We start from the raw sequence: 21,840 nt of genomic DNA, 5'->3' as shown, positions 1-21,840 counted from the left end.
GCGTTGCCCGCCCGTTAACCGGCTTTCCGGCCGGGTTCTCAGGCCGCCGGCACCGGCTCGCCGCGCTGTCGGGCGACGTGCTCCACCAGAGAGATCAACACCATCTTCCCGGACTGCCGGTCCCGGGCGTCGCAGAGCACCATCGGCACGTCCGGGTCCAGGTCGAGGGCTCGGCGTACGGTCTCCAGGTTGAACCGGCGGGAGTCGTCGAAACAGTTCACGCCCACCACGAACGGGATGCCACGCTGCTCGAAGTAGTCGATGGAGGGGAAGCAGTCGGCCAACCGCCGGGTGTCGGCGAGCACCACGGCGCCGAGCGCGCCGAAGGCCAGCTCGTCCCAGAGGAACCAGAACCGGTCCTGGCCCGGCGTGCCGAACAGGTAGACCTGAAGGTCGTCGTTGATGGTGATCCGGCCGAAGTCCATCGCCACAGTGGTGGTGGACTTGCCCTCCACGCCGGAGAGGTCGTCGGTGCCGATCCCGGCGCCGGTGAGCACCTCCTCGGTCTGCAACGGACGGACCTCGCTCAGGGCGCTCACCAAGGTCGTCTTGCCAGCCCCGAAGCCTCCCGCGATGAGGATCTTCAGTGCCAGCGGGATGGTGGTGCTGGTGCCCACCTGGTCATAGCGCACGGAGTCCACTGACCACCGCCTTGAGGATGTCGTCGTCGGGAAGGATGCCGGCGGCCGGCGGCTCGTGCACCGCTACCAGGCCCTCGGCGAGGAGATCACCGAGCAGTACCCGGACCACGCCGACCGCGAGGTCCAGCTCGGCTGCCAGTTCGGCCACCGACACCGGCCGGTGGGCAAACGCGACCAGCCGTCGATGCTCCGGCAGCAGATGCGAGTGGCTTGTCGCATCGACATCCGAACCGGCCAACACGAACGCGACCAGGTTGAAATTGTCGACGGCGGAGCGTACCCGGCCTCCGGTGAGCGTGTACGGGCGCATCACCGGGCCGGCTTCACCATCCAGCCACTCGTGCTGCGGCCCGGGCGGCTCAGTCCGCATCTCCGGCACCCGCTGCCGATCGGGCCGGCGCGGCCAGGCTCTCCCCCACCCGGATCACCAGCATCGCCATCTCGTACGCGACCAGCCCGATGTCCGCGTCGGCGTCGCTCACCACGGCCAGGCAGGCGCCCTGCCCGGCGGTGGTGACGAAGAGGTACGCCGCCTCCATCTCCACAACTGTCTGTCGGACCGGGCCGCCGTCCACGTGTCGGCTGGTGCCTCGGGCCAGGCTGGAGAAGCCGGCGGCGAGAGCACAGAGGTGCTCGGCGTCGGAGCGCTCCAGTTCGGCCGAACAGCCGAGCAGCAGGCCGTCGGCGGAGAGCACCACAGCCTCGCGGGCGGCTGGTACCCGTTGCACCAGCTCGTCGAGCAACCAGTCGAGGCCGGCGCTCTGCTTCGTCGAATGCCGCACTAGGCGTCCCTCTCAGTCGCGGTCGGGGGTTCGGGGGTCGTCGGCGGGTCGGTGGGGGCCGTCGGGCCGGTTGGCGCCGTCGGGGTGATGGCTGTGGCGCGTCCGCGCGCCGTGCCGGCCTGGAGCGCCGCCATCACCTGGCGGACCTCCTCCGGCGAGCGGGGCGACGGCGTGTCGGTGACTGTCGACCGGGGCTGGGCGGCGGGGGTACGACGACGCACCCGGCGGGGCAGGCCATCCAGCTCGTCGTCCGGCTCGTCGGGGGTTGCCGCCCCCTCGTCGCGCCCGTTGTCGGACGGGATGGCCGAGTTCGGCGCTCCGGTGGGTGGGGCGGGTGGGGCTGTGCTGGCGGACGGCGCCGTCGGCGGGCGGGTACGAGGGCGGGTCACCGTGCCCCGGCGCGCCGTCCGAGCCGGCCGACGGCTCGGGTCGGCCGACGCGGTACCGATCGTGGCGGGGTCGGGGCCGGCCGGCGGCTCGGTGGTGACCAGGTCGCCGGGGACCAGCACCACGGCGGTCACGCCACCCTCCCCGGAGGGGCGCAACCGCACCCGTACGCCGTGCCGGGCCGCCAGCCGGGCCACCACGAACAGGCCGAGTCGGGCACTCTGCGCCGGGTCGAACTCGGGCGAGCTGGCCAGCCGGGTGTTGGCGGTCTCCAGCGCCGCGTCGGACATGCCCAGCCCCTGATCGGTGATCTCCAGGGCGTACCCGTTGGCCACCTGCGTCCCGGTGACGGTGACCCGGGTGTCCGGCGGGGAGAAGGCTGTGGCGTTCTCGACCAGCTCGGCGAGCAGGTGGATGACGTCGCCGACCGCCCGCCCCAGCACGCCGGCCGGCTGCATGGCCTTGACGTCCACCCGTTCGTACGCCTCGACCTCGGAGATCGCGCCGCGGATGAGGTCGACCATCGCGACCGGGTTCCGCCAACCCCGGCCGGGCGCGGAGCCGGCGAGGATGACCAGATCCTCGGCGTGCCGACGCAGCCGGGTGGCCAGGTGGTCGACCTGGAACAGTTCGGCCAGCTCGTCCGGGTCCTCGCTACGCCGCTCCATCCGATCCAGCAGGTGCAGCTGACGGTGCACCAGGCTCTGGCTCCGCCGAGCGATGTTGAGGAAGACCTCGTTGAGCCCGCGACGCAGGGTGACCTCGTCCACAGCGGCTTGGACGGCGGTGCGCTGCACCTCGGTGAAGGCGCGCCCGACCTCGCCGATCTCGTCGTGGCCGTACTCCAGCGGCGGTGCCTCCCGGGCGACGTCGACCTGCTCGCCACGGCGCAGCCGGGCGACCACGTCGGGCAGCCGGTGCTCGGCCAGCTCCAGCGCGGCGGTGCGGACGCCGCTGAGCCGCCGGACCAGGGTGCGGCCGACCCGCAGCGCCACCAGCACCGAGACCACCACTGCGACGAGCCCGAGCACGCCGGCGGCCGCCAGCCGCACCAGGATGCGGACCGCCATCGGCACCGAACGGTCGGTGAGCGCGTCGGCCTCGGACAGTTCGAAGTCCCGCAACTGCTGCTGCACCGCGTCCTGGCTGGCCTGCCAGGACGCCGCGTCGACAGTCGGCCGGCCGGACCGGTTGGGTACGACCAGCGCGTCCTGCATGCTGCGCAGCCGGGTGAACGCCTCGCCCTCGGTCAACCGTTGGTACGCGACCCTGCTGCTCTCGGGCAGGTCGGCCACGGCGCTCTCGGTGAGCCACCGTTGGTTGCCGATGGCCTGTACGAGCTGGGTGTGCTCCCCCTCGGCGAACCGTCCGGCGGTCAGCGCGCCGGCCAGCAGCGCGTCGCTCTGGCCGAGCAGTTCCCGGGAGCGACCCAGCGCGGTGAGCGCCAGTGCCTGCCGGTTGATGTCCGGGTCGGTCAGGGTCGCCATGCCGGCGAACGCCTGAAAGGCCGCGGCGACCATTCCGCTGTACAGGCCGATCGCGCCGGCCCGGTCCACCTTGCGGTCGTCGATGAACTTCCGCCCGCTGGGTAGCGCCGCCAGGGCGTTGACCAGCTGGTCGACCCGGGTTTCCAGCAGGTCGTCAGCGGCGTCGCGCAGCGGCTCCCCGTCCACCCGGCGGCGCAGCTCGGCGACCGCCCGGTCGGTGCGCCCGCGCTGCTCGGCGAGGGCGGGCAGCTCGGTGTTGCCGGCGAGCTGCACCACCGAGAGTCGGCGTTCCCGTTGCAGCTCGGTGACCACTGTCTCGCCGGGGCGACCCAGGTCGTACAACAGGGTGCGGGCGGAGAGCAGGTTCAGGGCGGGACCGAAGGTCAGCGTGGTCGCGAAGATCCACAGCGCCAGCAGCGCGGTCACCGGCGCCACGACCAACGCGGTCAGCTTCGAGCGGATCGGCCAGTCGCGGGTTTTCATCAGACCTCGCCCGTGCAGGGTGGCAGGAGTGGTGCCGGCACCGCCGGGCACCGCGCCTGCCGGCTGCGCGCCCGGCCGCGTCGCCAGGCACCGGCGCGGGCGCCTTGGGCAGGATACGTAATCGGAGGCTGTTTCACTACCGCCCGTGTCGCCACCCACCCAAGCGGCTCTTCTGGGATGAATCAGGTCTTGGCCGGTGAGTAGTTGCGGCCCTCGTCAGGAAAGTGTCTCGGATCGGGATTGGCGATCACTGCGCGGAGGGAATAGCAGATGACGAAGGAGGAGCCCATGTCGCCCACGCAGATAGTCGTCATCGTGCTCGTCGTGCTGGTGATCGTCGCGGTGCTGGCCGTGGCCGCCCGCTCGCTCAACAACCGCCGGGCCCTGCGCAACCGGTTCGGGCCGGAGTACGACCGGGTGGTGGCGGAACAGGACAGCCGGTCCGCCGCCGAGCGCGAACTGCGCGACCGGGAACGCCGGCATGCCGAGCTCACGCTCACCCCACTCAGCCCGGAGTCCCGGGCCCGGTACGCCGCCGCCTGGGAGGAACTCCAGGTCCGATTCATCGACTCCCCCGGCGAGACCGTGGGCGACGCGGACGAACTGGTCACCCGGCTCATCGAGGAGCAGGGCTACCCGACCGGTGACTTCTCCGACCAGATCGCCCAGCTCTCCGTCGAGCACGCCCGCACGCTGACCAACTACCGGGACGCGCACGAGATCCACCTGCGCAACTCCCGGGGCGAGGCCAACACCGAGGAGCTGCGCCAGGCGGTCGTGCACTACCGCGCACTCTTCGCCGACCTACTGGGCGAGGAGCCGGTCGGCCACCACACGCCCGAACAGCGCCACCACCCGGACCACGACGCCACGAGCCGCTGAGGAGGCCACCGATGCGCCAGGAAGAGCAGCAGGTGAGCAACGACCACCCCGAGGCCGTCCGGTCCGCGCCAGTGCCGGTACCCCCGGCCGGCGACCGGGCCGGCCGTTCCGACGTCCCGGAGGACGCCCTCGACGACCGGGGCACCTTCGACGACCAGACCGCCGCCCACGAGCGGGCCGACGACACCGACCGGGACGCCGCGTACGACCCGGCCGACGACGACCTGACCGACGACTCCGACCCGCGCCACCGACGCGACGACCGGTCCACCGACGAGGGCGGTTTCCACGAGCCGGGGCCGCTGCCGACGACGTTCGGCGCCACCACTGTGGCCGACGCGGTGGCCGCCTCCGCGCTGGCCAGCCCGCACCCGCAGGATCAGCCGGACCCCCGGGCCGAGCGGACCGCCCAGCCGGGCGACGGCGCCGAGGACGGCGAGCGGGAAGGTCTGCGCGCCGACCCCACCGCCGAGCTGCACCGCCGTGACACGGACGTCGACGACAGCGCCGACCTCGACGACAGCGCCGACCGGGACGACGCGGACACGTCCGCGCGCACCGTCGTCCCGCCAGGGAGTACGGACGGCGACCCCGAGCGGCGCGGCGATTTGACCGGCGACCGGGATGCCGCCGCGGCGGGCGCGGCCGGCTACGGCAGCGCGACACCGGAGATGGTCGACCCCGACGCGGACGGCGAACCGGTCCCCGACGACGACACCAGCGCCACGCTGGAGTCCGCCGGAACGTCCCGATCCGCCGGGTCGACAGTCGCGGCCGAGCCGGCCACGCTCCTCGACACTGACACCGCTCAGGGCTTCCGGGACCGCTGGCGGGACGTGCAGCTGCGTTTCGTCGACGACCCGCAGGCGGCTGCCGGCGAGGCGCAGTCACTGGTGGAGGAGGCCATCCAGGCACTCTCCTCGGCGCTGGCCGCCCAGAAGAGCACGCTGGGCGGGTGGCAGGACGCCGGCTCGGCCGACACGGAGCAACTGCGGATGGCGGTCCGCAACTACCGGGACTTCCTGGACCGCGTACTCGGTCGCTGAGTCACCCGAAAACCAACTGGCGCCCCGGCCGCGACGGCCGGGGCGCCCTCTTGCGTGCCGTCAGTCGCCAAGCCGGCCAGACCGCCCAACGGGATCCGAACACAGCGGTCTCGACCTCCGGGAGTGAAACCGCGCGGACGGGGTAATAGGGCGCGCGCGCACCAACCCGCGCGGGACGTCGGGACGAGGGGTGACGGGATGGACGGCGACGGTCTCCGGCTCAACATGAACGGCCTGGACTACCTGATCCTGGCGCTGTACTTCGTCACCGTCCTCGGGGTCGGCTTCGCCGCGCGCCGGGCCATCCGGACCAGCGTCGACTTCTTCCTCTCCGGCCGCTCCCTGCCGGCCTGGGTGACCGGTCTCGCCTTCGTCTCGGCGAACCTGGGCGCGCTGGAGATCATCGGAATGGCCGCCAACGGGGCCCAGTACGGCGTGATGACGGTCCACTACTACTGGATCGGCGCGGTCCCGGCGATGGTCTTCCTGGGCATCGTGATGATGCCCTTCTACTACGGCTCCAAGGTCCGCAGCGTGCCGGAGTACCTGCGGCTGCGGTTCAACCGCCCCACCCACCTGCTCAACGCGATCAGTTTCGCCGTCGCCCAGGTGCTGATCGCCGGCGTGAACCTGTACGCGCTGGCCCTCGTCATGCAGGCGCTGCTCGGCTGGCCGCTCTGGACGGCGATCGTGGTCGGCGCGGCGATCGTGCTGGCATACATCACCATCGGTGGATTGTCCGGGGCGATCTACAACGAGGTGCTCCAGTTCTTCGTCATCCTGGCCGGCCTCATCCCGGTCACCGTGATCGGCCTGGTCAAGGTCGGTGGGTGGAACGGCCTGATGGACGCGGTCGGCGACACCAAACTCGGCGAGGCCGGCCTGCACGCCTGGCAGGACACCGGCAGCACTGCCAACCCGCTGGGCGCGCAGTGGCTCGGCATCGTCTTCGGCCTCGGTTTCGTGTTGTCGTTCGGCTACTGGACGACGAACTTCGCCGAGGTGCAGCGGGCCCTCTCTGCGAAGAACATGAGCGCCGCCCGGCGTACGCCGATCATCGCCGCGTACCCGAAGCTGTTCATCCCCCTGGTCACTGTGATCCCCGGCCTGGTCGCCCTGGTCACCGTGAAGGGCCTGGGCGCGGAGAGCGGCGACCTCCAGTACAACAACGCCATCCCGCTGCTGATGCGCGACCTGCTCCCCAACGGCGTGCTGGGGGTGGCGGTCACCGGCCTGCTGGCCTCGTTCATGGCCGGCATGGCGGCCAACGTGAGCGGCTTCAACACAGTCTTCACCTACGACATCTGGCAGGCGTACATCCGCCGTGACCGGTCGGACGAGCACTACCTGCGGGTCGGCCGGTGGGCGACGGTCGCCGCCGTGGTGATCGGGATCGGCACCGCGTTCATCGCGGCCGGGTTCAGCAACATCATGAACTACATCCAGGCGCTCTTCTCCGTCTTCAACGCGCCGCTGTTCGCCACCTTCATCATCGGCATGTTCTGGAAGCGGATGAGCGCTCTGGCAGGCTTCTGGTCGCTGCTGCTGGGCACCCTGGTGTCGCTGAGCCTCTACCTGCTCTACAAGGGCGGTGTGGTCGATTTCAACTCCGACCTGGAGGAGAGCTTCTGGGGCGCCGGTCTGGCGTTCGTCACGGCGGTGGTGGTCGCCGCGATCGTCACCCCGCTCACCGCACCCAAGCGGGACGAGGAGCTGCGCGGGTTGGTGTACGGCATGGGCGGCGTCGACCTGAAGGGCGACGTGCTCGCCGGGGACGCCGTTTGGTACCGCTCCCCGGTGCTGCTCGGTCTGATCGCGGTCGCGCTGGCCGCCCTCTTCTACATCCCGGTCTTCTAAGGAAAGGGGTCGGCAGATGAGCAACGATGGCCAGCCGGCACAGGACCCGCTGATCGACGAGGCGCAGGCGGAGCAGCGGCGCTCCGCCGCGGCCAGACTGTTCGACATCCGCCGGGTGATCGGTGGCCTCTTCGTCGCGTACGGGGTCATCGTGACGCTGATCGGCATCTTCGACAGCCGGGCCGAGATCGACAAGGCCGAGGGCGTACGGATCAACCTGTGGGCCGGGCTGGCGATGCTCGTGTTCGGTCTGCTCATGCTGCTCTGGCAGTGGCTGCGTCCAGCGGAAGCGCCGGCCCCGAACGAGCATCAGCCCGACGCCTGACCCGCCTGACCGCACGGCATGAGCACGGCCCGGCCCGACCGCCGGGCCGTGCGGCATGAGCGCGGCACGAAGGGGTACGCGGGGGAAATCAGGCACCGTGTCGGACACAGGAGGCAGCACCATGACCGATCGCGATCGCCAACCGCCGCTGGAGGACAGCCCCGAGGTCGCCTCGGCGGTGGACGATGACGCCACCGTGCCGCAGTTGCGGAAAGGAGGTGGCCCGGACCGGGACACGCCGGGCTTCGCCGAGCCCCGCAGCCGACCGGACGACCTGGCGCCGGACACCGACGAGCTGATCGGCGACCCGTACGCTGCCGGCACCGGTGCGACCGGGACGGGCACCGGCGCTGGCGGGGACAACATCCGCACCGGGGGCGAGCAGCCCTGGGAGCCGGAGGACCTGGTGATGGCCCGCGGGCAGGACCTGACCCCGGAGAACCTGGAGAAGGCCCGCCGGGACCTGGCCGAGCAGGGCCGGGCGGCGATCGAACGCACAGTGCCCTGATCGACTCACGCCCAAGGGGGGGTCCCCGGCCCGACCTGTGACGGTCGAGCCGGGGACCCGGGGGGAACCTGCTGCCAACAGTGCCTCACCAACCACTGGCAGCGGGTTGGTGCGTGAGCTACCCGATCAGAGCGCCGGGTAGGCGTTGCGCATGAGCTCCTGGAACTGGGCGGAGAACCAGGCACCGGAGATCGGTGCGTTGGCAAGCGCCCCGGACGGGTTGTTGCCGTTGCGGGCGTTGCCGCCGTACGTCGGGTCGCACATCCGGTCGAAGCCCTTGCCCTCGTTGTTCGGGATCTCCTTGCTGGAGCCGTCCGACTCACCCGGCGGCTTCACCCAGACGTAGGCGTCGATGCCCGTCGCCGGGGTGGCCCGGGGCCGTTCACCGAGACCGGCACCAGACTGGTTGCACCAGTTGCCGAGGTGGGCCCGACGGTCGATGCGACCCCCGTTGACGTACGTGTCGACGCTCGTCGTCGCGCCCGGACCGGTGGGCCGGGCGGAGCCGCCCCAGCCGTTACGGGAGGTGTCGATAAGCATGCCGATGTTGGAGTTGAAGCCGACCGAGACCAGCTGGTTGCGGAACGCCTGGGCGAACGACAGCTCGTCGACGTAGAAGTTCCAGTCGACCCACTTGGACTGCCGCACCGACGTGCCGTTCACGTTGTCGGTGACCTTGAAGTACGGCTCAGTCAGCGCCGAGTAGTTCGCGGTGTTGGTGATGAACCCGTGCACGTTGTTGACAGTGCTGCCGGAGGCGACAGCGGCGGTCTTCAGGATGTTGGCGGTCGGGACGAAGTTGGAGTCCCAGCCGAGCCAGCCGTGGTGGCCGGCGTCGATGTAGTTGTACACGTTGCCGAGCGAGCCCAGCTTGGCGAGGGCGTAGCCGACACCGTTGACGTACGCGCCGTTGGCCTTGACCGTGTCGCACATGGCCGTGCCGCCGGGCTGACCGGACGTGTTGGTGACGAGGTTCGGCAGCGAGTCGATCTCGATGATGTTGATGATCCGCAGGCTGCTGTACTTCGACTGACCCTGGATGGCGGCGATCGGGTCGATGTACTGGGCCTTGTACTTCGGCAGCTCGTCCGGGCCCAGCTCACCGTTGGAGGCGAGCGCCGAGCAGTCCCGGCCGGGCAGGTTGTAGATCACGAACTGGATGTAGCCGGCACCTTGGCGCAGCGCCTCGTCCAGGTGCTCCTTCACGCCGAAGGCGCCGTTGGAGCTGCTGTCCGGCGTGCCGTTGATCGCGGCGATCCGGTCCAGCCAGACGGCGGTGGGGTTGTTGGAGACGCGGCTTCCGCCGGTCTCGGCGTCCGCCTTGGCCTTCCACTCCGGGTTCACGTAGCCGCGCACCCCGACGTACGGGTTGTCGACCTTGGTGCCCGGCGGGTTGGTCGGCGGATCCGTCGGCGGGTCGGTCGGCGGGTCGGTCGGCGGGTCAGTGGGCGGGTCGGTCGGCGGCGTGGTGCCACCGTTGCAGACCACGCCGTTCAGCGTGAACGAGGTCGGCTTCGGGTTGCTGCCGCTCCACGCGCCGTTGAAGCCGATGCTCGTCGACGCGCCGGTGGCCAGGGTGCCGTTGTAGGACAGGCTCCGGGCGGTGACCTGGCTGCCGGACTGGGTGAACGTGGCCGACCAGCCCTGCTGCACCCGCTGGCTGGAGTTGGCGAAGGTCCAGCCCAACGTCCAGCCGTTCAGCGGGTCGCCGACGTTCTTGATGGTGACGCTCGCGGTGAAACCGCCGGGCCAGTCGTTGCTCGTGTACGCGATGTCGCACTGCGTCGCGGCCTGCGCCGCGGTAACCGGAATCGTTACGAGCCCACCGGCGACCAGGGCACCCGCGCCGGCGAGCGCGAGGGCCCGGCGTGGGCCGGTTAGCCTTCTCCACACATTCATGCCACTGATCTCCTTGGGCGAGACCGGGCCCACGTACGGCCCGGCGGGACGGCCCGATGGGCGTCCTGCTCGGACGGCCGTCGGCGCCACGGGATTCTTTGGGGGGCGCCCGACCCGGACGGGCGATGGTGGTGGTGGTGGTGCCCGGCCGACGCGTCGGCCGGTCGATCGGCGGCGGGTGCGTCGCCCGATGAAATCGGGTGCCCTCGACTCCCCTGCCTGCACGGTGTGGCTCTCTGAACCGCGTTCGCCGATTCTTGCATGGGAGCGCTTCCATGGCAATGGCTCGATGCGTTGCCCGAGCCGTTTCGGACGATACCTCCGAGTGCGCCCGACCGGCACGCGTCGCTCGGACCCGCCGCTAGGGGATGACCGGGGCAGGTCGGGCACGGCGAGCGCGGAACACCGTGGCGCACCCACAAGGTCCCGCGACACCTGACACGACGCTCAGCGCGGCGAAAGCCACGTACCACTCCTTCATCTCTTACTTGGATCAAAGGTAAAACGCGAATCTTTCACTTCATAAGTCATGAAACGGTCTAACGTCGGTCTTAGCTCGGTTGTCGCCGAGCTCAGGACAACAGGGATGGAGTGACGCAGGTCATGGCTAAGAAGATGCTCGGGAAGGTCGTTGCGGGCGCCGCGCTCGGCGGCGCGTCGCTCCTGGTGTTCGCACCGGGGATCGCGTTCGCCGACGGCCACGACGACGGCAAGGTCTACGCCAAGCCGCACGTCGTCAAGGCTGGCGACGAGGTCAAGCTCCTCGAGATCTGCCCGGATCGGCAGGAGCACGCGTACGTGTGGTCCAAGGTCACCGGCAAGGTCAAGCTCAAGCCGGCGCACGAAGACCGGGGTGAGGACCGCGAGTGGAGCAAGGAGGAGAACTCCTCCGACCACGACAACGGCAAGGACGAGAACGGCAAGGACCACGAGGGCAAGGACGACAAGGGCAAGGACGAGCACGGCAAGGACGACAAGGGCAAGGACCACGAAGGCAAGGACGAGAACGGCAAGGACGAGAACGGCAAGGACGACAAGGGCAAGGACGACAAGGGCAAGGACGAGCACAAGGACGAGAACGGCAAGGGCGGCCAGGGTGGCGGCGCTGCCGCCGACGCCTACGGCGACGAGGGCAGCAAGGACTGGAAGGGCGAGGAGCACGGCCAGGACGCCGAAGAAGGCCGTGACAAGAAGGACTGGGACTCCAAGGACGAAGACAAGAAGGACTGGGAGTCCAAGGACGAGCACGGCTCGGACTACGGCTCGGACAACGGCTCGGACAAGGGCTGGGAGAACAAGGACGAGCACGGCTCCGAGTACGGCTCGGACAACGGCTCGGACAAGGGCTGGGAGAACAAGGACGAGCACGGCTCCGAGTACGGCTCCGACAACGGCTCGGACAAGGGCTGGGAGAACAAGGACGAGCACGGCTCCGAGTACGGCTCCGACAACGGCTCGGACAAGGGCTGGGAGAACAAGGACGAGCACGGCTCCGACGAGCGTGGCGGTTACGGCAAGGACGAGCGCGGCTCGGACGAGCGTGACTGGGACGAGGAGCGCGAGTTCGTCTACTACGGCGAGGCCAAGGTCGACAAGGACGCCAAGCCGGGTCGCTACGAGCTCAAGGGCTCCTGCGGCGAGGGCGAGCTCGTCGTGCTGCCGCACGGCGGTGTCGACGGTGGTGACGGTGGCGTCAGCACCGGTACCGACCGGGGTCTGGCCACCGGCGGGGCGGGCCTGCTCGGCGCTGCCGCGCTGGGCGGGATCGTGCTGATGCGTCGTCGGCGGACCGATGGTTCGCTCGTCTGACGTGACGGCGACACCGGCCGGCGGCCGCCACGGGAGACCGTGGCGTGCCGCCGGCACGGCCGTCGTCGTCACCATGGCCATGATCGGCGCCGGCATGATCGGCGCCTCCCTGAAGACCACGCCCACTCCCCGACCGCCGCAGCCGCTGGCCCAGGCGGGCCCCGAGGCCACCGCGCCGGCGAGCACCGCCGACGATGCCCCGCCGGTCGACGGGCAGCCGGTCGGTCAGGCCGCGGCCGGGTTGGCCCGTTCGGCACCGACCAGCATCGAGATCCCCCGGATCGGTGTCGACGCGACGATCATGTCGTTGGGCACCAACCCGGACGGCACCGTCCAGGTCCCTCCGCTGGACAAGGCCGACCAGGCCGGGTGGTACGAGCCCGGAGCGAGCCCCGGCGAGACGGGCAACGCGGTCATCGTCGGGCACGTGGACTCGGCGGTGCTCGGCCCGGCCGTCTTCTTCGACCTCGGCGCTCTCACCCCCGGCGACACCGTCACCGTGCGCCGCGCCGACGGAGTGCCGGCCACGTTCACTGTCGACTCGGTGAAGTCGTACCCGAAGACGGCCTTCCCCACCGAGTTGGTGTACGGACCGGCCGACCGGCCCAGCCTGCGGGTGGTCACCTGCGGCGGTCAGTTCGACCAGGCCGCGAAGAGTTACCCGGACAACATCGTCGTCTTCGCCACACTGGCGGCCTGACCGGCGGCTAAACGAAACGCGGTCCGGCCGGTCGGGTCACCCCGACCGGCCGGACCGCGTCCGGCGTACCTGACTCAGGCGGCCGCGGAGGTCCGCACCAGGGTGCGGATCTGACGCAGCAGCACCGACAGGGCGGCGAGATCCGCCCTCGACTCGTCGAACTCACCCATCGCCCGCCGGGCCCGGTGGATCGAGGTGGCGTTCGACTGCTCCCACTGCTGTACCCGCTCGTGCGGCGGCAGGTCGCCCGGGGTGGAGTCGAGTACCTCCGCGGTGAGCGCAGCCAGCGCGGCGTACAGGTCGTACCGCAGCGCCATCCGGGCCAGCGTCTGCCAGCGGTCCTCCCGCGGCAGCAGGGAGATCTTCGACAGCAGCGAGTCCACCCGGAACAGGTCGGACAGCACGAAGTAGACCGAGGCGACCTCGCTGACGTCCCGCCCGCTGGCGTTCGCGGTCTCCACCACGTCCATCAGGCCGAAGCTGTACATCAGCCGGGTCGCCCGCTCCGCCAGCTCGCGGGGCAGCCCACGTTCGGTCATCGAGTCCATGTGCGCGGCGATGCCCTGGCGCTCGTTGCCGTAGAACAGCTCTTCCAGCCCCGGCAGCAGCCGGGTGACCCCGTCGCGCAGCCGGGCGATCTCGGCCGGAACGTCGATCGGCGAACGCCGGTTGGAGACCAGCCACCGCACGGCCCGGTCGAGCAGCCGACGGGTGTCCAGGTAGACGCTTGTCTGGAGCTCCGGCGCCACCTTGTTGTCCAGCGCCTCGACCGCGTCCCACAGGTCGCGCAGGCCGAACACCTCGCTGATCACCACGTACGCCCGGATCACGTCGGCCGCGCTGGCCGCCGTCTCCTCGACCACCCGGAAGATGAACGAGATGCCACCCCGGTTGATCGCCTCGTTGACCAGCACTGTGGTGACGATGTCCCGGCGCAGCCGGTGCCGGCCCATCCGGTCGGCGAACCGCTCGCGCATCGGCGTCGGGAAGTAGTTGACCAGGACGTCGGTCGTCCACTCCTCGTCGGCCAGCCCCTCGGTGAGGATCTCCCGCTCCAGGACGATCTTCACGTACGCGAGCAGCACCGCGAACTCCGGCGCGGTCAGGCCGGATTCGCTGCGGACCGCCAGCTCCTCGTCCGGCGGCAGCGCCTCCAACGCGCGGTCCAACCCGCCCGAACGCTCCAGCTCGTTGATCATCCGGCGGTGGACCGGGAGCAGCGAGGCGGCCTGGGCCTGGGCGTTGTTGATCGCCCGAGCCTGGTCGTAGTTGTCCCGCAGCACCAGCTCCGCGACCTCGTCGGTCATCCCGGCCAGCAGCTCGTCCCGGTCGGCCATGGTCAGCTCACCATCGGCCACCGCCGTGTTGAGCAGGATCTTGATGTTCACCTCGTGGTCGGAGGTGTCCACCCCGGCCGCGTTGTCGATGAAGTCCGTGTAGATCCGGCCGCCGGTCAACGCGTACTCGATCCGGCCGAGCTGGGTCCAGCCCAGGTTGCCGCCCTCGCCCGCCACCCGGCAGCGCAGGCTGCGCCCGTCCACCCGGATCGCGTCGTTGGACTTGTCGCCCACCTCCGCGTTGGTCTGGGTGGAGGCCTTGACGTAGGTGCCGATGCCGCCGTTCCAGAACAGGTCAACCGGGGCGGTCACGATCGCCTTCATCAGATCCTGCGGCGACAACTGCGTGACATCGTCGTCCAGGCCGATCGCCGCCCGGACCTGCGGCGTGATCGGAATGGACTTCGCGGTACGCGGGAAGATGCCGCCACCTGCCGAGATCAGCTCCGGGTTGTAGTCCTCCCAGGAGGAACGGGGCAGGTCGAACAGCCGTCGACGCTCCGCGTACGAGGTGGCGGCGTCCGGCTCCGGGTCGAGGAAGATGTGCCGGTGGTCGAAGGCGGCCACCAGCCGGATGTGCTCGGAGAGCAGCATCCCGTTGCCGAAGACGTCGCCGGACATGTCGCCGACACCGACCACAGTGAAGTCCTGGGTCTGGGTGTCCAGGCCCAGCTCCCGGAAGTGCCGCTTGACCGACTCCCAGGCGCCCCGGGCGGTGATGCCCATCTTCTTGTGGTCGTAGCCGGCGGATCCGCCGGACGCGAACGCGTCGCCCATCCAGAAGTTGTGGGTCTTGGAGATCTCGTTGGCGATGTCGGAGAACGTCGCGGTGCCCTTGTCGGCCGCCACGACCAGGTACGGGTCGTCGCCGTCGTGCCGGACCACGTCCTCGGGCGGCACGATCTGCCCGCTGACGATGTTGTCGGTGACGTCCAGCATCGCGCCGACGAACTCCTGGTAGCAGGCGACGGCCTCGTCCCGGTCACCCGGCTTCTGCTTCAACACGAAGCCGCCCTTGGCGCCGACCGGCACGATCACTGTGTTCTTCACCATCTGCGCCTTGACCAGGCCCAGCACCTCGGTACGGAAGTCCTCCCGACGGTCGGACCAGCGCAACCCGCCCCGGGCCACCGGCCCGAACCGCAGGTGCACACCCTCGAAGCGAGGCGAGTAGACGAAGATCTCGAACTTCGGTCGCGGCGCGGGCAGGTCCGGAATGGCCTGCGGGTCGAGCTTGAACGCCACGTACGCCTTCGGCCGCCCGTCGGCGCGCTTCTGGTAGAAGCTGGTCCGCAGGGTCGCCTCAATCAGCGTCAGGTACGAGCGCAGGATCCGATCCTGGTCGAGGCTCGCCACGTCGTCCAGCGCGCCCCGGATCGTCTCCACCAGCTCGCCGCTGCGCTGCTGCCGCTGCTCGGTGCTCAACTCGCCCGGCGCGAACCGGGTCTCGAAGAGCTCCACCAGCAACGCGGCGAGCTTCGGGTACGCGATGAAGGTCTGCTCCATGTAGTCCTGCGAGAAGACCGTGCCGGCCTGCCGCAGGTACTTCGCGTACGCCCGCAGCACCACCACCTGCCGCCAGGTCAGCCCGCCGCGCAGCACCAGCTCGTTGAACCGGTCGACCTCGGCCTCGCCGCGCCAGGCGGCCGCGAAGGCGTTCTCCACGTGCGGGCGCACCTCGGCCAGCTCGTGATGCCCTTCGGGCAGCATGAGGCCGAAGTCGTACAGGTAGACCCGACCGTCGATCCGGTCCACCTCGTACGGGTGCTCGTCGACAACCCGTACGCCGAGCGAGTGCAGCACCGGCAGCACGGCGGAGAGCATCATCGGCTCGCCGTACCGGTAGACCTTGAACCGCACGTCCATGGCCTCGGCCAGGTCGGCGCCCGGCACCCGGGTGCCCGGCCGGGGCGCCAACTGCTTGCGGAACAGGTGCATCTCGAGCTGGCCGGGCTCCTCGAGCAGCTCCAGCTTCGCCAGGTCCTTCATCGCCTCGTACGGCGTGTGCCCGTCCTTGTAGCCCTCCGGGAACGCGTCGGCGTACCGGGTGAACAGGTGCTTGGCCTGCTCGTCGCCGAGCTTGCGCTCCAGCACCAACCGGTAGTCGTCGTCCCAGAGCCGGGTGGCGTCGGCCAACTCCTCGGCCAGCAGGTCGGCGTCGATGTCGCCGGGCGGCCGCGTCGGGTCGGTACGGACGATGAAGTGCACCCGAGCCAGCATCGACTCGGTGACCCGGGTGGTGTAGTCCACCCCGACGCCATTCAGCTCACGCAGCAGGATGTCCTGCATGCGCAGCCGGTTCTGGGTGGTGAACCGGTCCCGGGGCAGATAGATCAGGCAGGAGATGAACCTCCCGTACGCGTCCCGACGCAGGAAGACGCGCAGCTGCCGGCGGCCGGCCATCCGCAGCACGCCGACCACCGCGTGGTAGAGGTCGTCGGTCTTGATCTGGAACAGCTCGTCGCGTGGGTAGGTCTCCAGGATCTGGATCAGATCCTTGCCCGAGTGGCTGCGCTGGCTCAGGCCGGAGCGGTCCAGCACCTCGGCCACCTTGCGGCGTACCACCGGCAGCTCGCGGACGCTGGTCCGGTAGGCAGCCGTCGAGAACAGGCCCAGGAAGCGCCGCTCACCGATCACGTCACCGGCGGAGTTGAAGATCTTGAAGCCGATGTAGTCCAGGTACGCCGAGCGGTGCACTGTGGCACGGGAGTTGGCCTTGGTGATGATGAGCAGGCGCTTCTCCAGCACCTTCTCGTGCGCCTCGGGCGTCATCGACGACAGCGACCGCGCGTCCGGCGAATCGGAGCGCAGGATGCCCAGACCGGTGCCGAGCACCGCCTCCAACGCCTTGCCGTCGACCGGGTCCGCGGCGTCGCCGCCGTCGGCGTCCACAAGTCGGTACTCGCGGTAACCGAGGAAGGTGAAGTGGTCCTGGGCGAGCCAGCGCAGCAGCTCCACCGAGTCGGTGATGTCCTTCTCCGGCACCGGAGGGCGGCTGTCGGAGGTCCGGGCCGAGGCCAGCTCGTCGGCGAGTGCAAGGGCACGCTGACGCATCTTCGGCCAGTCTTCCACCGCCTCCCGCACGTCGGTGAGCACCCGCTGCAACTCGCGGCGCAACCGGTCCCGTTCGGCAGCGTCCCGGACCGGGTCGATCTCGATCCGCATCCAGCTCTCGATGATGTCGCCGGAGATCGCGTCGTCCGGCTCCACATCCGCGGAGACCTCGGTGAGCCGGCCCAGCGGCTCCCGCCGCACCACCACCAGCGGGTGCACCAGCAGGTGCACGTCGAGGTGGTACGAGTTGAGCAGCGCCGTCACCGAGTCGACCAGGAACGGCATGTCGTCCGTGACGATCTCGACGACAGTGTGGTGCTGGTCCGCGTGCGGTTCGTGGATCCGCAGCTTCAACTCGCCCGGCACCCGCTGCTGAGCGAGATCCCGGTGTGCCCGGGCCGCGTCGAGCATCTCTTCCGCCGTGAAGCCGACCAGCTCCTCGTCCGGGGCGAACCGCCAGAAACGGCCGACAAGTGTCGCCGCGTCGTGGTCGTCCCCCGCGAGCGCGACGGCCTGGGCCACCAGGCGCTCCGCGTTGGGGACGGGTTCGTCGAGCTCGGCGTCCTCCACGTCGTCGGCCAGCGCCTCGGCTGGCAGACCCAGATCGTAGATGGTGTCGATGCTCGACCCGGTCAGCCCGGTGACTCCCGTGTCGAGTCGGCCGTAGCCGTCCCCGTCGGTCGCCGAATCGAAGCTGTCATCGTCCCGGCCGGAGTCATCCTGCCGGAGGTCGGGTTCCGGTTTGATCGCCGGACGCCGGTCCATCGGTGCCACTCCCCTCGACCCACCGCGTTGTGGGTCACTCTGCCGCCCAGCCTAGGCCCTGCCGTTGTGCGCCTTCGTCGGCGGACCACTGACCAGACGTCCGGATCGGGACTTTGTCCTTTCACCCGTTGCGGGTCCGAGGTTGGCTGGCTGCGGGATACCCCGCCACGCGATGTTCATCACACGGGCGGGGCCCGTCTTTGAGCGCGGCCGAGCACCTGGGGGACGTTGGGGACGGCGTTCGCGTACTACCGTGCGAGGGCAGTCCGAGATCGGAAGGACCAGCTTCATGCCTTTGTCGTACCCCCGGCCCCACCGGCCGAACCCCGCCCGCCGGCTGGCCGCCGCCGTCACCACGGCCCTGCTCGCGGCGGGTGTCCTGGTCGGTTGTTCGGGTGACGACGGGCCGCAGCGCACCGTCGACGCCTTCCTCGCGGGCTGGCGCAGCGGTGACCTCCAGGCGGTCGGTCTGATCGACCCGCTCGGCTCGAAACTGCCGTCGGCCGACGTGGCGCGCGAGATCAAGGACCTCTCCGGTGAGCTGGCGGCGACTCCGCCCACGCTGACGCGTCGCGGCGAGCCGAAGATCACGAAGGACATCGCGACCACGACCGTCCAGGTGGAGTGGGCCCTGCCCGGTCAGACCCGCTGGGCGTACGACCGGGAGGTGCGGCTCGCCCAGGGCGACGACGACCAGTGGCAGGTGATCTGGGAGCCGAAGGTGCTGCACGAACAGATCACCAAGGGCGACCGGTTGGCGCTGCGTCGCGACGCCAGTGCCCGCGCCGCGCTGCTGGACAACGCCGGGAAGCCGCTGGTGACCCCGCGCCCGGTGGTCCGGGTGGGTGTGCAGCCCAACGGGGTCACCGACCTCAAGAAGCTCGTCAAGGACCTCGACGCGGCGTTCAAGGCGATCCGCCCGGCGCTGGTCCCCGGCGTCGACCTGGCCGACCTGCCCGACCGGGTGGCCAAGGCCGAGCCGGGTGCCTTCGTCGAGGTGGTGTCGCTCCGCGAGGAGGCGTACCGGCAGATCAAGCCCCGGATCTACGACCTGCCCGGCACCAAGTTCGTCTCCGACAAGATCGACCTGGCGCCCACCCGCGAGTTCGCCCGTGCGTTGCTCGGCTCGGTCGACCCGGCGCAGGCCGACGACCTCGCCGCACACCCCGACCGGTACGTCGTCGGCGATCTGGTCGGGCACGGCGGGCTTCAGGGCCGCTACGACGAACGACTGCGCGGCGGCCCCGGGCTGACCGTGGTGGTCGAACGTCCGACCGAGGGCGGCAAACTCGAACCCACCGGCGCCGAGCTGTTCCGTCGGGAGCCGCAGCCCGGGCAGGCGCTGAAGACCACGCTGGACGTCGCCGTCCAGAACGCGGCCGACGGGGCGCTGCGCGCCGAGTCGCGCCGGTCCGCCCTGGTTGCGATCCGGATCAGCGACGGCGCCGTGCTCGCCGCCGCGAACGGCCCCGGCCCGGCCGGGGAGAATCTGGCCTTCGACGCCCAGGTGCCTCCGGGCTCCACGTTCAAGATGGTCAGCACGCTGGGCCTGCTGGACCGGGGCGCGGTCACGCTGGACGGCCCGGTGGACTGCAAGAAGACCTTCACCGTGGACGGCCGTTCCTTCAAGAACTCGGACAACTTCGAGCTCGGTTCGGTGCCGTTCCGCACCGACTTCGCCAAGTCCTGCAACACGGCGTTCGCCGCGCTGGCCCCGAAGCTCGGCGGCGACGGGCTGGCCGCCGCCGGCCGCTCGCTGGGCCTGGAGGGTCAGTGGGACCTCGGCACTGACGCCTTCACCGGCAAGGTCTCCACGGGCGGCAGCCTGGCCGAGCAGGCCGCCGCGTCGTTCGGGCAGGGCACCACGCTGGTCAGCCCGCTCGCCATGGCCGGCGCCACCGCCGCCGTCGCCCGCGGCCGCTTCGAGCAGCCGAAGCTGCTGATCGATCCGGCGCCGGCCAAGCCGGCCCCGGCAGGCGAGCAGCTCAAGCCGGAATCCGTCGCGGCGCTGCGCACGATGATGCGCGAGGTGGTCACCGCCGGCACCGGCAGCGCGCTCAAGGACGTGCCGGGAGAGGTGTACGGCAAGACCGGCACCGCCGAGTACGACGACAACCCGGCGCACACCCACGCCTGGTTCGTCGGTTGGCGGGGCGACGTGGCGTTCGCCGTCTTCGTGGAGAAGGGCGGGGCCAGCACCGCCTCGGCCGTCCCGATGGCCGAGCGCTTCCTCCGCGCCCTCCCAACCCCCTGACCCCACGCCCTCCCGGCGCCCAGTCTTGATCGACTCGGTTTCGCTGAAACCGCGGTGTCCGAGCCACTCGGACACCCCGGATTCACTGAAACCGAGTCGATCAAGGCAAGGGGGCCGAGGGCCGGGGGGCCGAGAGCCGAGTCAGGCGGTGTCGGCTTCGTGCCTTTCGGGCGGGTTCTGGGTCGACGGGGCGGTGCGTCGGAGGAGACCTGGGCCGGCCGATGCCGGCGGGCCGACCGGTTCGCGCTCGACCAGGGACGCGATGCTGGCCGCGACGCCCGATGGCTCGGAGTGGGCCCGTCCGCCAGTGCCGGCTGACTCCGCCTCGGCCGGTACGTCGTGCGGCACCTCGCTCACCGACGAACCGCCGCCGGGGACACCGCCGCCGGCAGACCCGACATCGGCAGACCCGAGCCCAGCAGGCCCGACATCGGCGGGGTCGGTGTCAGCGGGATCGGTGCCAGCGGGACCGGTGCCAGCGGGGAATTCAAGCCGCGCAACCCGCTCAGCACGGTCGAGCCCGTCAAGCTCACCCAGCCCGTCGAGCCGCTCTGCACGGGCGGGGCGCTCGGCACGGTCGAGCCGCTCGGTGGCGGTCGCGGCCCGGCCGTTGCCGCGCCGCGGGGAGGGCGTCGGCCGGGCCGACAGCAGTCGGGGCGGCACGGCTTCCGGGGCGGTCACCGGTGCCAGACCGGCGACCACTGTGTTGACGATCTCGGCCGCGTACGAGCCGTCCGGGTCGTAGTCGGGGTCGAAGACGGTCAGCTCCACACCGAGGCAGTGCGGGGTGTCGACCAGACCGGCGAGCAGGATCTCCAGCTCGGCGAAGGCGATTCCGCCCGGGTCGGGGGCGTCCACGGCGGGCATCACCGCCGGGTCGAGCACGTCCACGTCGATGTGCACCCAGTAGCCCGCGCAGTCGGCGAGTTGCTCGTGCGCCCACTGGGCCGTCCGGGCGGCACCTTCGGCACGCAGCGCCGGCACCGGTCGGGTGGTGATCCCCGCGGCCTGGAGGTCGAGCCGGTATTCGTCCTGAGCGCGGATGCCGAGCACCACCACGTCGATGTCGCGGAAGTAGGGCCGGCGGCCCTCCAGCGCGGCCAGGTCGGCCTGCCCTCGCCCGGTGACCAGGGCCAGGTCCTCACCGGCGGCCGCGCCGACGTAGGAGGCGTTGCCGGGGTGCCGGAAGTCGGAGTGCCCGTCGACGAAGACCAGCCCGATCCGCCCGCCGACGGCCTCGCCGAGGCGGTGCATGGCCAGGGCCGAGCCGAGGAGCACTGAGCAGTCGCCGCCCAGCACTACCGGGAACTCGCCCCGGTCGATGATCGAGCCGATGCGTTCGGCGAGGGCCAACGAGTAGTCGGCGATCTCCCGGGCGTGGCACACCCCGTCCCCGGGCCGCCAGTCCCCCGGGTCGTACCGGGCGGGGGTGACGCAACCGGCGTCGCGGGCGCGGAGCCGGGCCAGCAGGTCGTGGTCGCGCAGCGCCCCGGGCGCCTTGGCGCAACCCGGGACCGACGTTGGCGTCGGCGGCCGTAGACCGAGATTTGTCGGCGCGTCGAGGACGGCGATCCGGCGCATCGTGAGCTCCCGTCCTCGGTGGTCGGGCGGGCCGGCCGGAACG

14 protein-coding genes and 1 pseudogene are annotated in these 21,840 nt (G+C 70.7%); 8 read left to right on the top strand and 7 right to left on the bottom strand.

Annotated features, from left to right (window positions below; genetic code table 11):
* Positions 1 to 38: 38 nt before the first annotated feature.
* The 4 genes from ACLJOK_RS31390 to ACLJOK_RS31375 are packed head-to-tail and all read right to left on the bottom strand — an operon-like array spanning position 39 to position 3,780.
* Positions 39 to 641: a GTP-binding protein gene (locus tag ACLJOK_RS31390; protein ID WP_238678193.1), complete on the bottom strand. Its 603-nt coding sequence runs from the start codon at positions 639 to 641 to the stop codon at positions 39 to 41.
* Positions 622 to 1,011 (bottom strand): DUF742 domain-containing protein, encoded by a 390-nt coding sequence (locus ACLJOK_RS31385; RefSeq protein ID WP_410822096.1) that lies wholly within the window; start codon positions 1,009 to 1,011, stop codon positions 622 to 624. Before ACLJOK_RS31385 ends, ACLJOK_RS31390 begins: the two co-directional genes overlap by 20 nt.
* Complete coding sequence (locus ACLJOK_RS31380) at positions 1,001 to 1,423, bottom strand: roadblock/LC7 domain-containing protein (RefSeq protein WP_410822095.1); 423 nt, start codon at positions 1,421 to 1,423, stop codon at positions 1,001 to 1,003. Before ACLJOK_RS31380 ends, ACLJOK_RS31385 begins: the two co-directional genes overlap by 11 nt.
* Positions 1,423 to 3,780: a nitrate- and nitrite sensing domain-containing protein gene (locus ACLJOK_RS31375; protein WP_410822094.1), complete on the bottom strand. Its 2,358-nt coding sequence runs from the start codon at positions 3,778 to 3,780 to the stop codon at positions 1,423 to 1,425. The genes ACLJOK_RS31380 and ACLJOK_RS31375 overlap by 1 nt, the downstream gene beginning before the upstream one ends.
* A 288-nt stretch (positions 3,781 to 4,068) precedes the next feature.
* Between ACLJOK_RS31375 and ACLJOK_RS31370 the strand changes: the two genes are divergently transcribed.
* The 5 genes from ACLJOK_RS31370 to ACLJOK_RS31350 all read left to right on the top strand — a co-directional run bounded on the left by ACLJOK_RS31370 (position 4,069) and on the right by ACLJOK_RS31350 (position 8,398).
* Positions 4,069 to 4,662, top strand: coding sequence for a hypothetical protein (locus ACLJOK_RS31370; protein ID WP_410822230.1), 594 nt, complete (start codon positions 4,069 to 4,071; stop codon positions 4,660 to 4,662).
* Between the two features lie 11 nt (positions 4,663 to 4,673).
* Entirely contained in the window at positions 4,674 to 5,708 is a 1,035-nt protein-coding gene (locus tag ACLJOK_RS31365; protein ID WP_410822093.1) for a hypothetical protein, read from the top strand.
* Between the two features lie 198 nt (positions 5,709 to 5,906).
* The gene (locus tag ACLJOK_RS31360; protein ID WP_410822092.1) at positions 5,907 to 7,565 is read left to right on the top strand and encodes a sodium:solute symporter family protein; all 1,659 of its coding nucleotides are present in this window, start codon (positions 5,907 to 5,909) and stop codon (positions 7,563 to 7,565) included.
* A gap of 16 nt (positions 7,566 to 7,581) precedes the next feature.
* Positions 7,582 to 7,890 (top strand): hypothetical protein, encoded by a 309-nt coding sequence (locus ACLJOK_RS31355; protein WP_410822091.1) that lies wholly within the window; start codon positions 7,582 to 7,584, stop codon positions 7,888 to 7,890.
* A gap of 121 nt (positions 7,891 to 8,011) precedes the next feature.
* The gene (locus ACLJOK_RS31350) at positions 8,012 to 8,398 is read left to right on the top strand and encodes a hypothetical protein (protein ID WP_410822090.1); all 387 of its coding nucleotides are present in this window, start codon (positions 8,012 to 8,014) and stop codon (positions 8,396 to 8,398) included.
* Between the two features lie 126 nt (positions 8,399 to 8,524).
* Here the strand turns inward: ACLJOK_RS31350 and ACLJOK_RS31345 are convergent, their stop codons facing one another.
* Entirely contained in the window at positions 8,525 to 10,297 is a 1,773-nt protein-coding gene (locus tag ACLJOK_RS31345) for a glycoside hydrolase family 6 protein (RefSeq protein ID WP_410822089.1), read from the bottom strand.
* Between the two features lie 603 nt (positions 10,298 to 10,900).
* Here ACLJOK_RS31345 and ACLJOK_RS31340 point away from each other — a divergent pair.
* Both ACLJOK_RS31340 and ACLJOK_RS31335 read left to right on the top strand, forming a co-directional pair.
* The gene (locus ACLJOK_RS31340; RefSeq protein WP_410822088.1) at positions 10,901 to 12,106 is read left to right on the top strand and encodes a hypothetical protein; all 1,206 of its coding nucleotides are present in this window, start codon (positions 10,901 to 10,903) and stop codon (positions 12,104 to 12,106) included.
* A 1-nt stretch (position 12,107) separates the two neighbouring features.
* Positions 12,108 to 12,806: a class F sortase gene (locus ACLJOK_RS31335; RefSeq protein ID WP_410822087.1), complete on the top strand. Its 699-nt coding sequence runs from the start codon at positions 12,108 to 12,110 to the stop codon at positions 12,804 to 12,806.
* A 74-nt stretch (positions 12,807 to 12,880) separates the two neighbouring features.
* Here ACLJOK_RS31335 and ACLJOK_RS31330 read toward each other — a convergent pair whose 3' ends face one another.
* Positions 12,881 to 17,962 (bottom strand): NAD-glutamate dehydrogenase, encoded by a 5,082-nt coding sequence (locus tag ACLJOK_RS31330; RefSeq protein ID WP_410822086.1) that lies wholly within the window; start codon positions 17,960 to 17,962, stop codon positions 12,881 to 12,883.
* A 289-nt stretch (positions 17,963 to 18,251) separates the two neighbouring features.
* Between ACLJOK_RS31330 and ACLJOK_RS31325 the strand changes: the two genes are divergently transcribed.
* Positions 18,252 to 20,216: a penicillin-binding transpeptidase domain-containing protein gene (locus tag ACLJOK_RS31325; protein WP_410822085.1), complete on the top strand. Its 1,965-nt coding sequence runs from the start codon at positions 18,252 to 18,254 to the stop codon at positions 20,214 to 20,216.
* A gap of 585 nt (positions 20,217 to 20,801) precedes the next feature.
* On the opposite strand, the pseudogene ACLJOK_RS31320 reads toward ACLJOK_RS31325, so the two are convergent.
* Positions 20,802 to 21,797: pseudogene (locus ACLJOK_RS31320) on the bottom strand (arginase family protein); the annotation flags it as partial.
* Positions 21,798 to 21,840: the final 43 nt, after the last annotated feature.

It is taken from the genome of Micromonospora sp. 050-3 (assembly GCF_046549335.1).
Classification (GTDB): Bacteria; Actinomycetota; Actinomycetes; order Mycobacteriales; family Micromonosporaceae; genus Micromonospora; species Micromonospora trifolii.
Note: the sequence above shows the minus strand (reverse complement) of the source record. Positions and strands in the feature narration are given on the sequence as shown.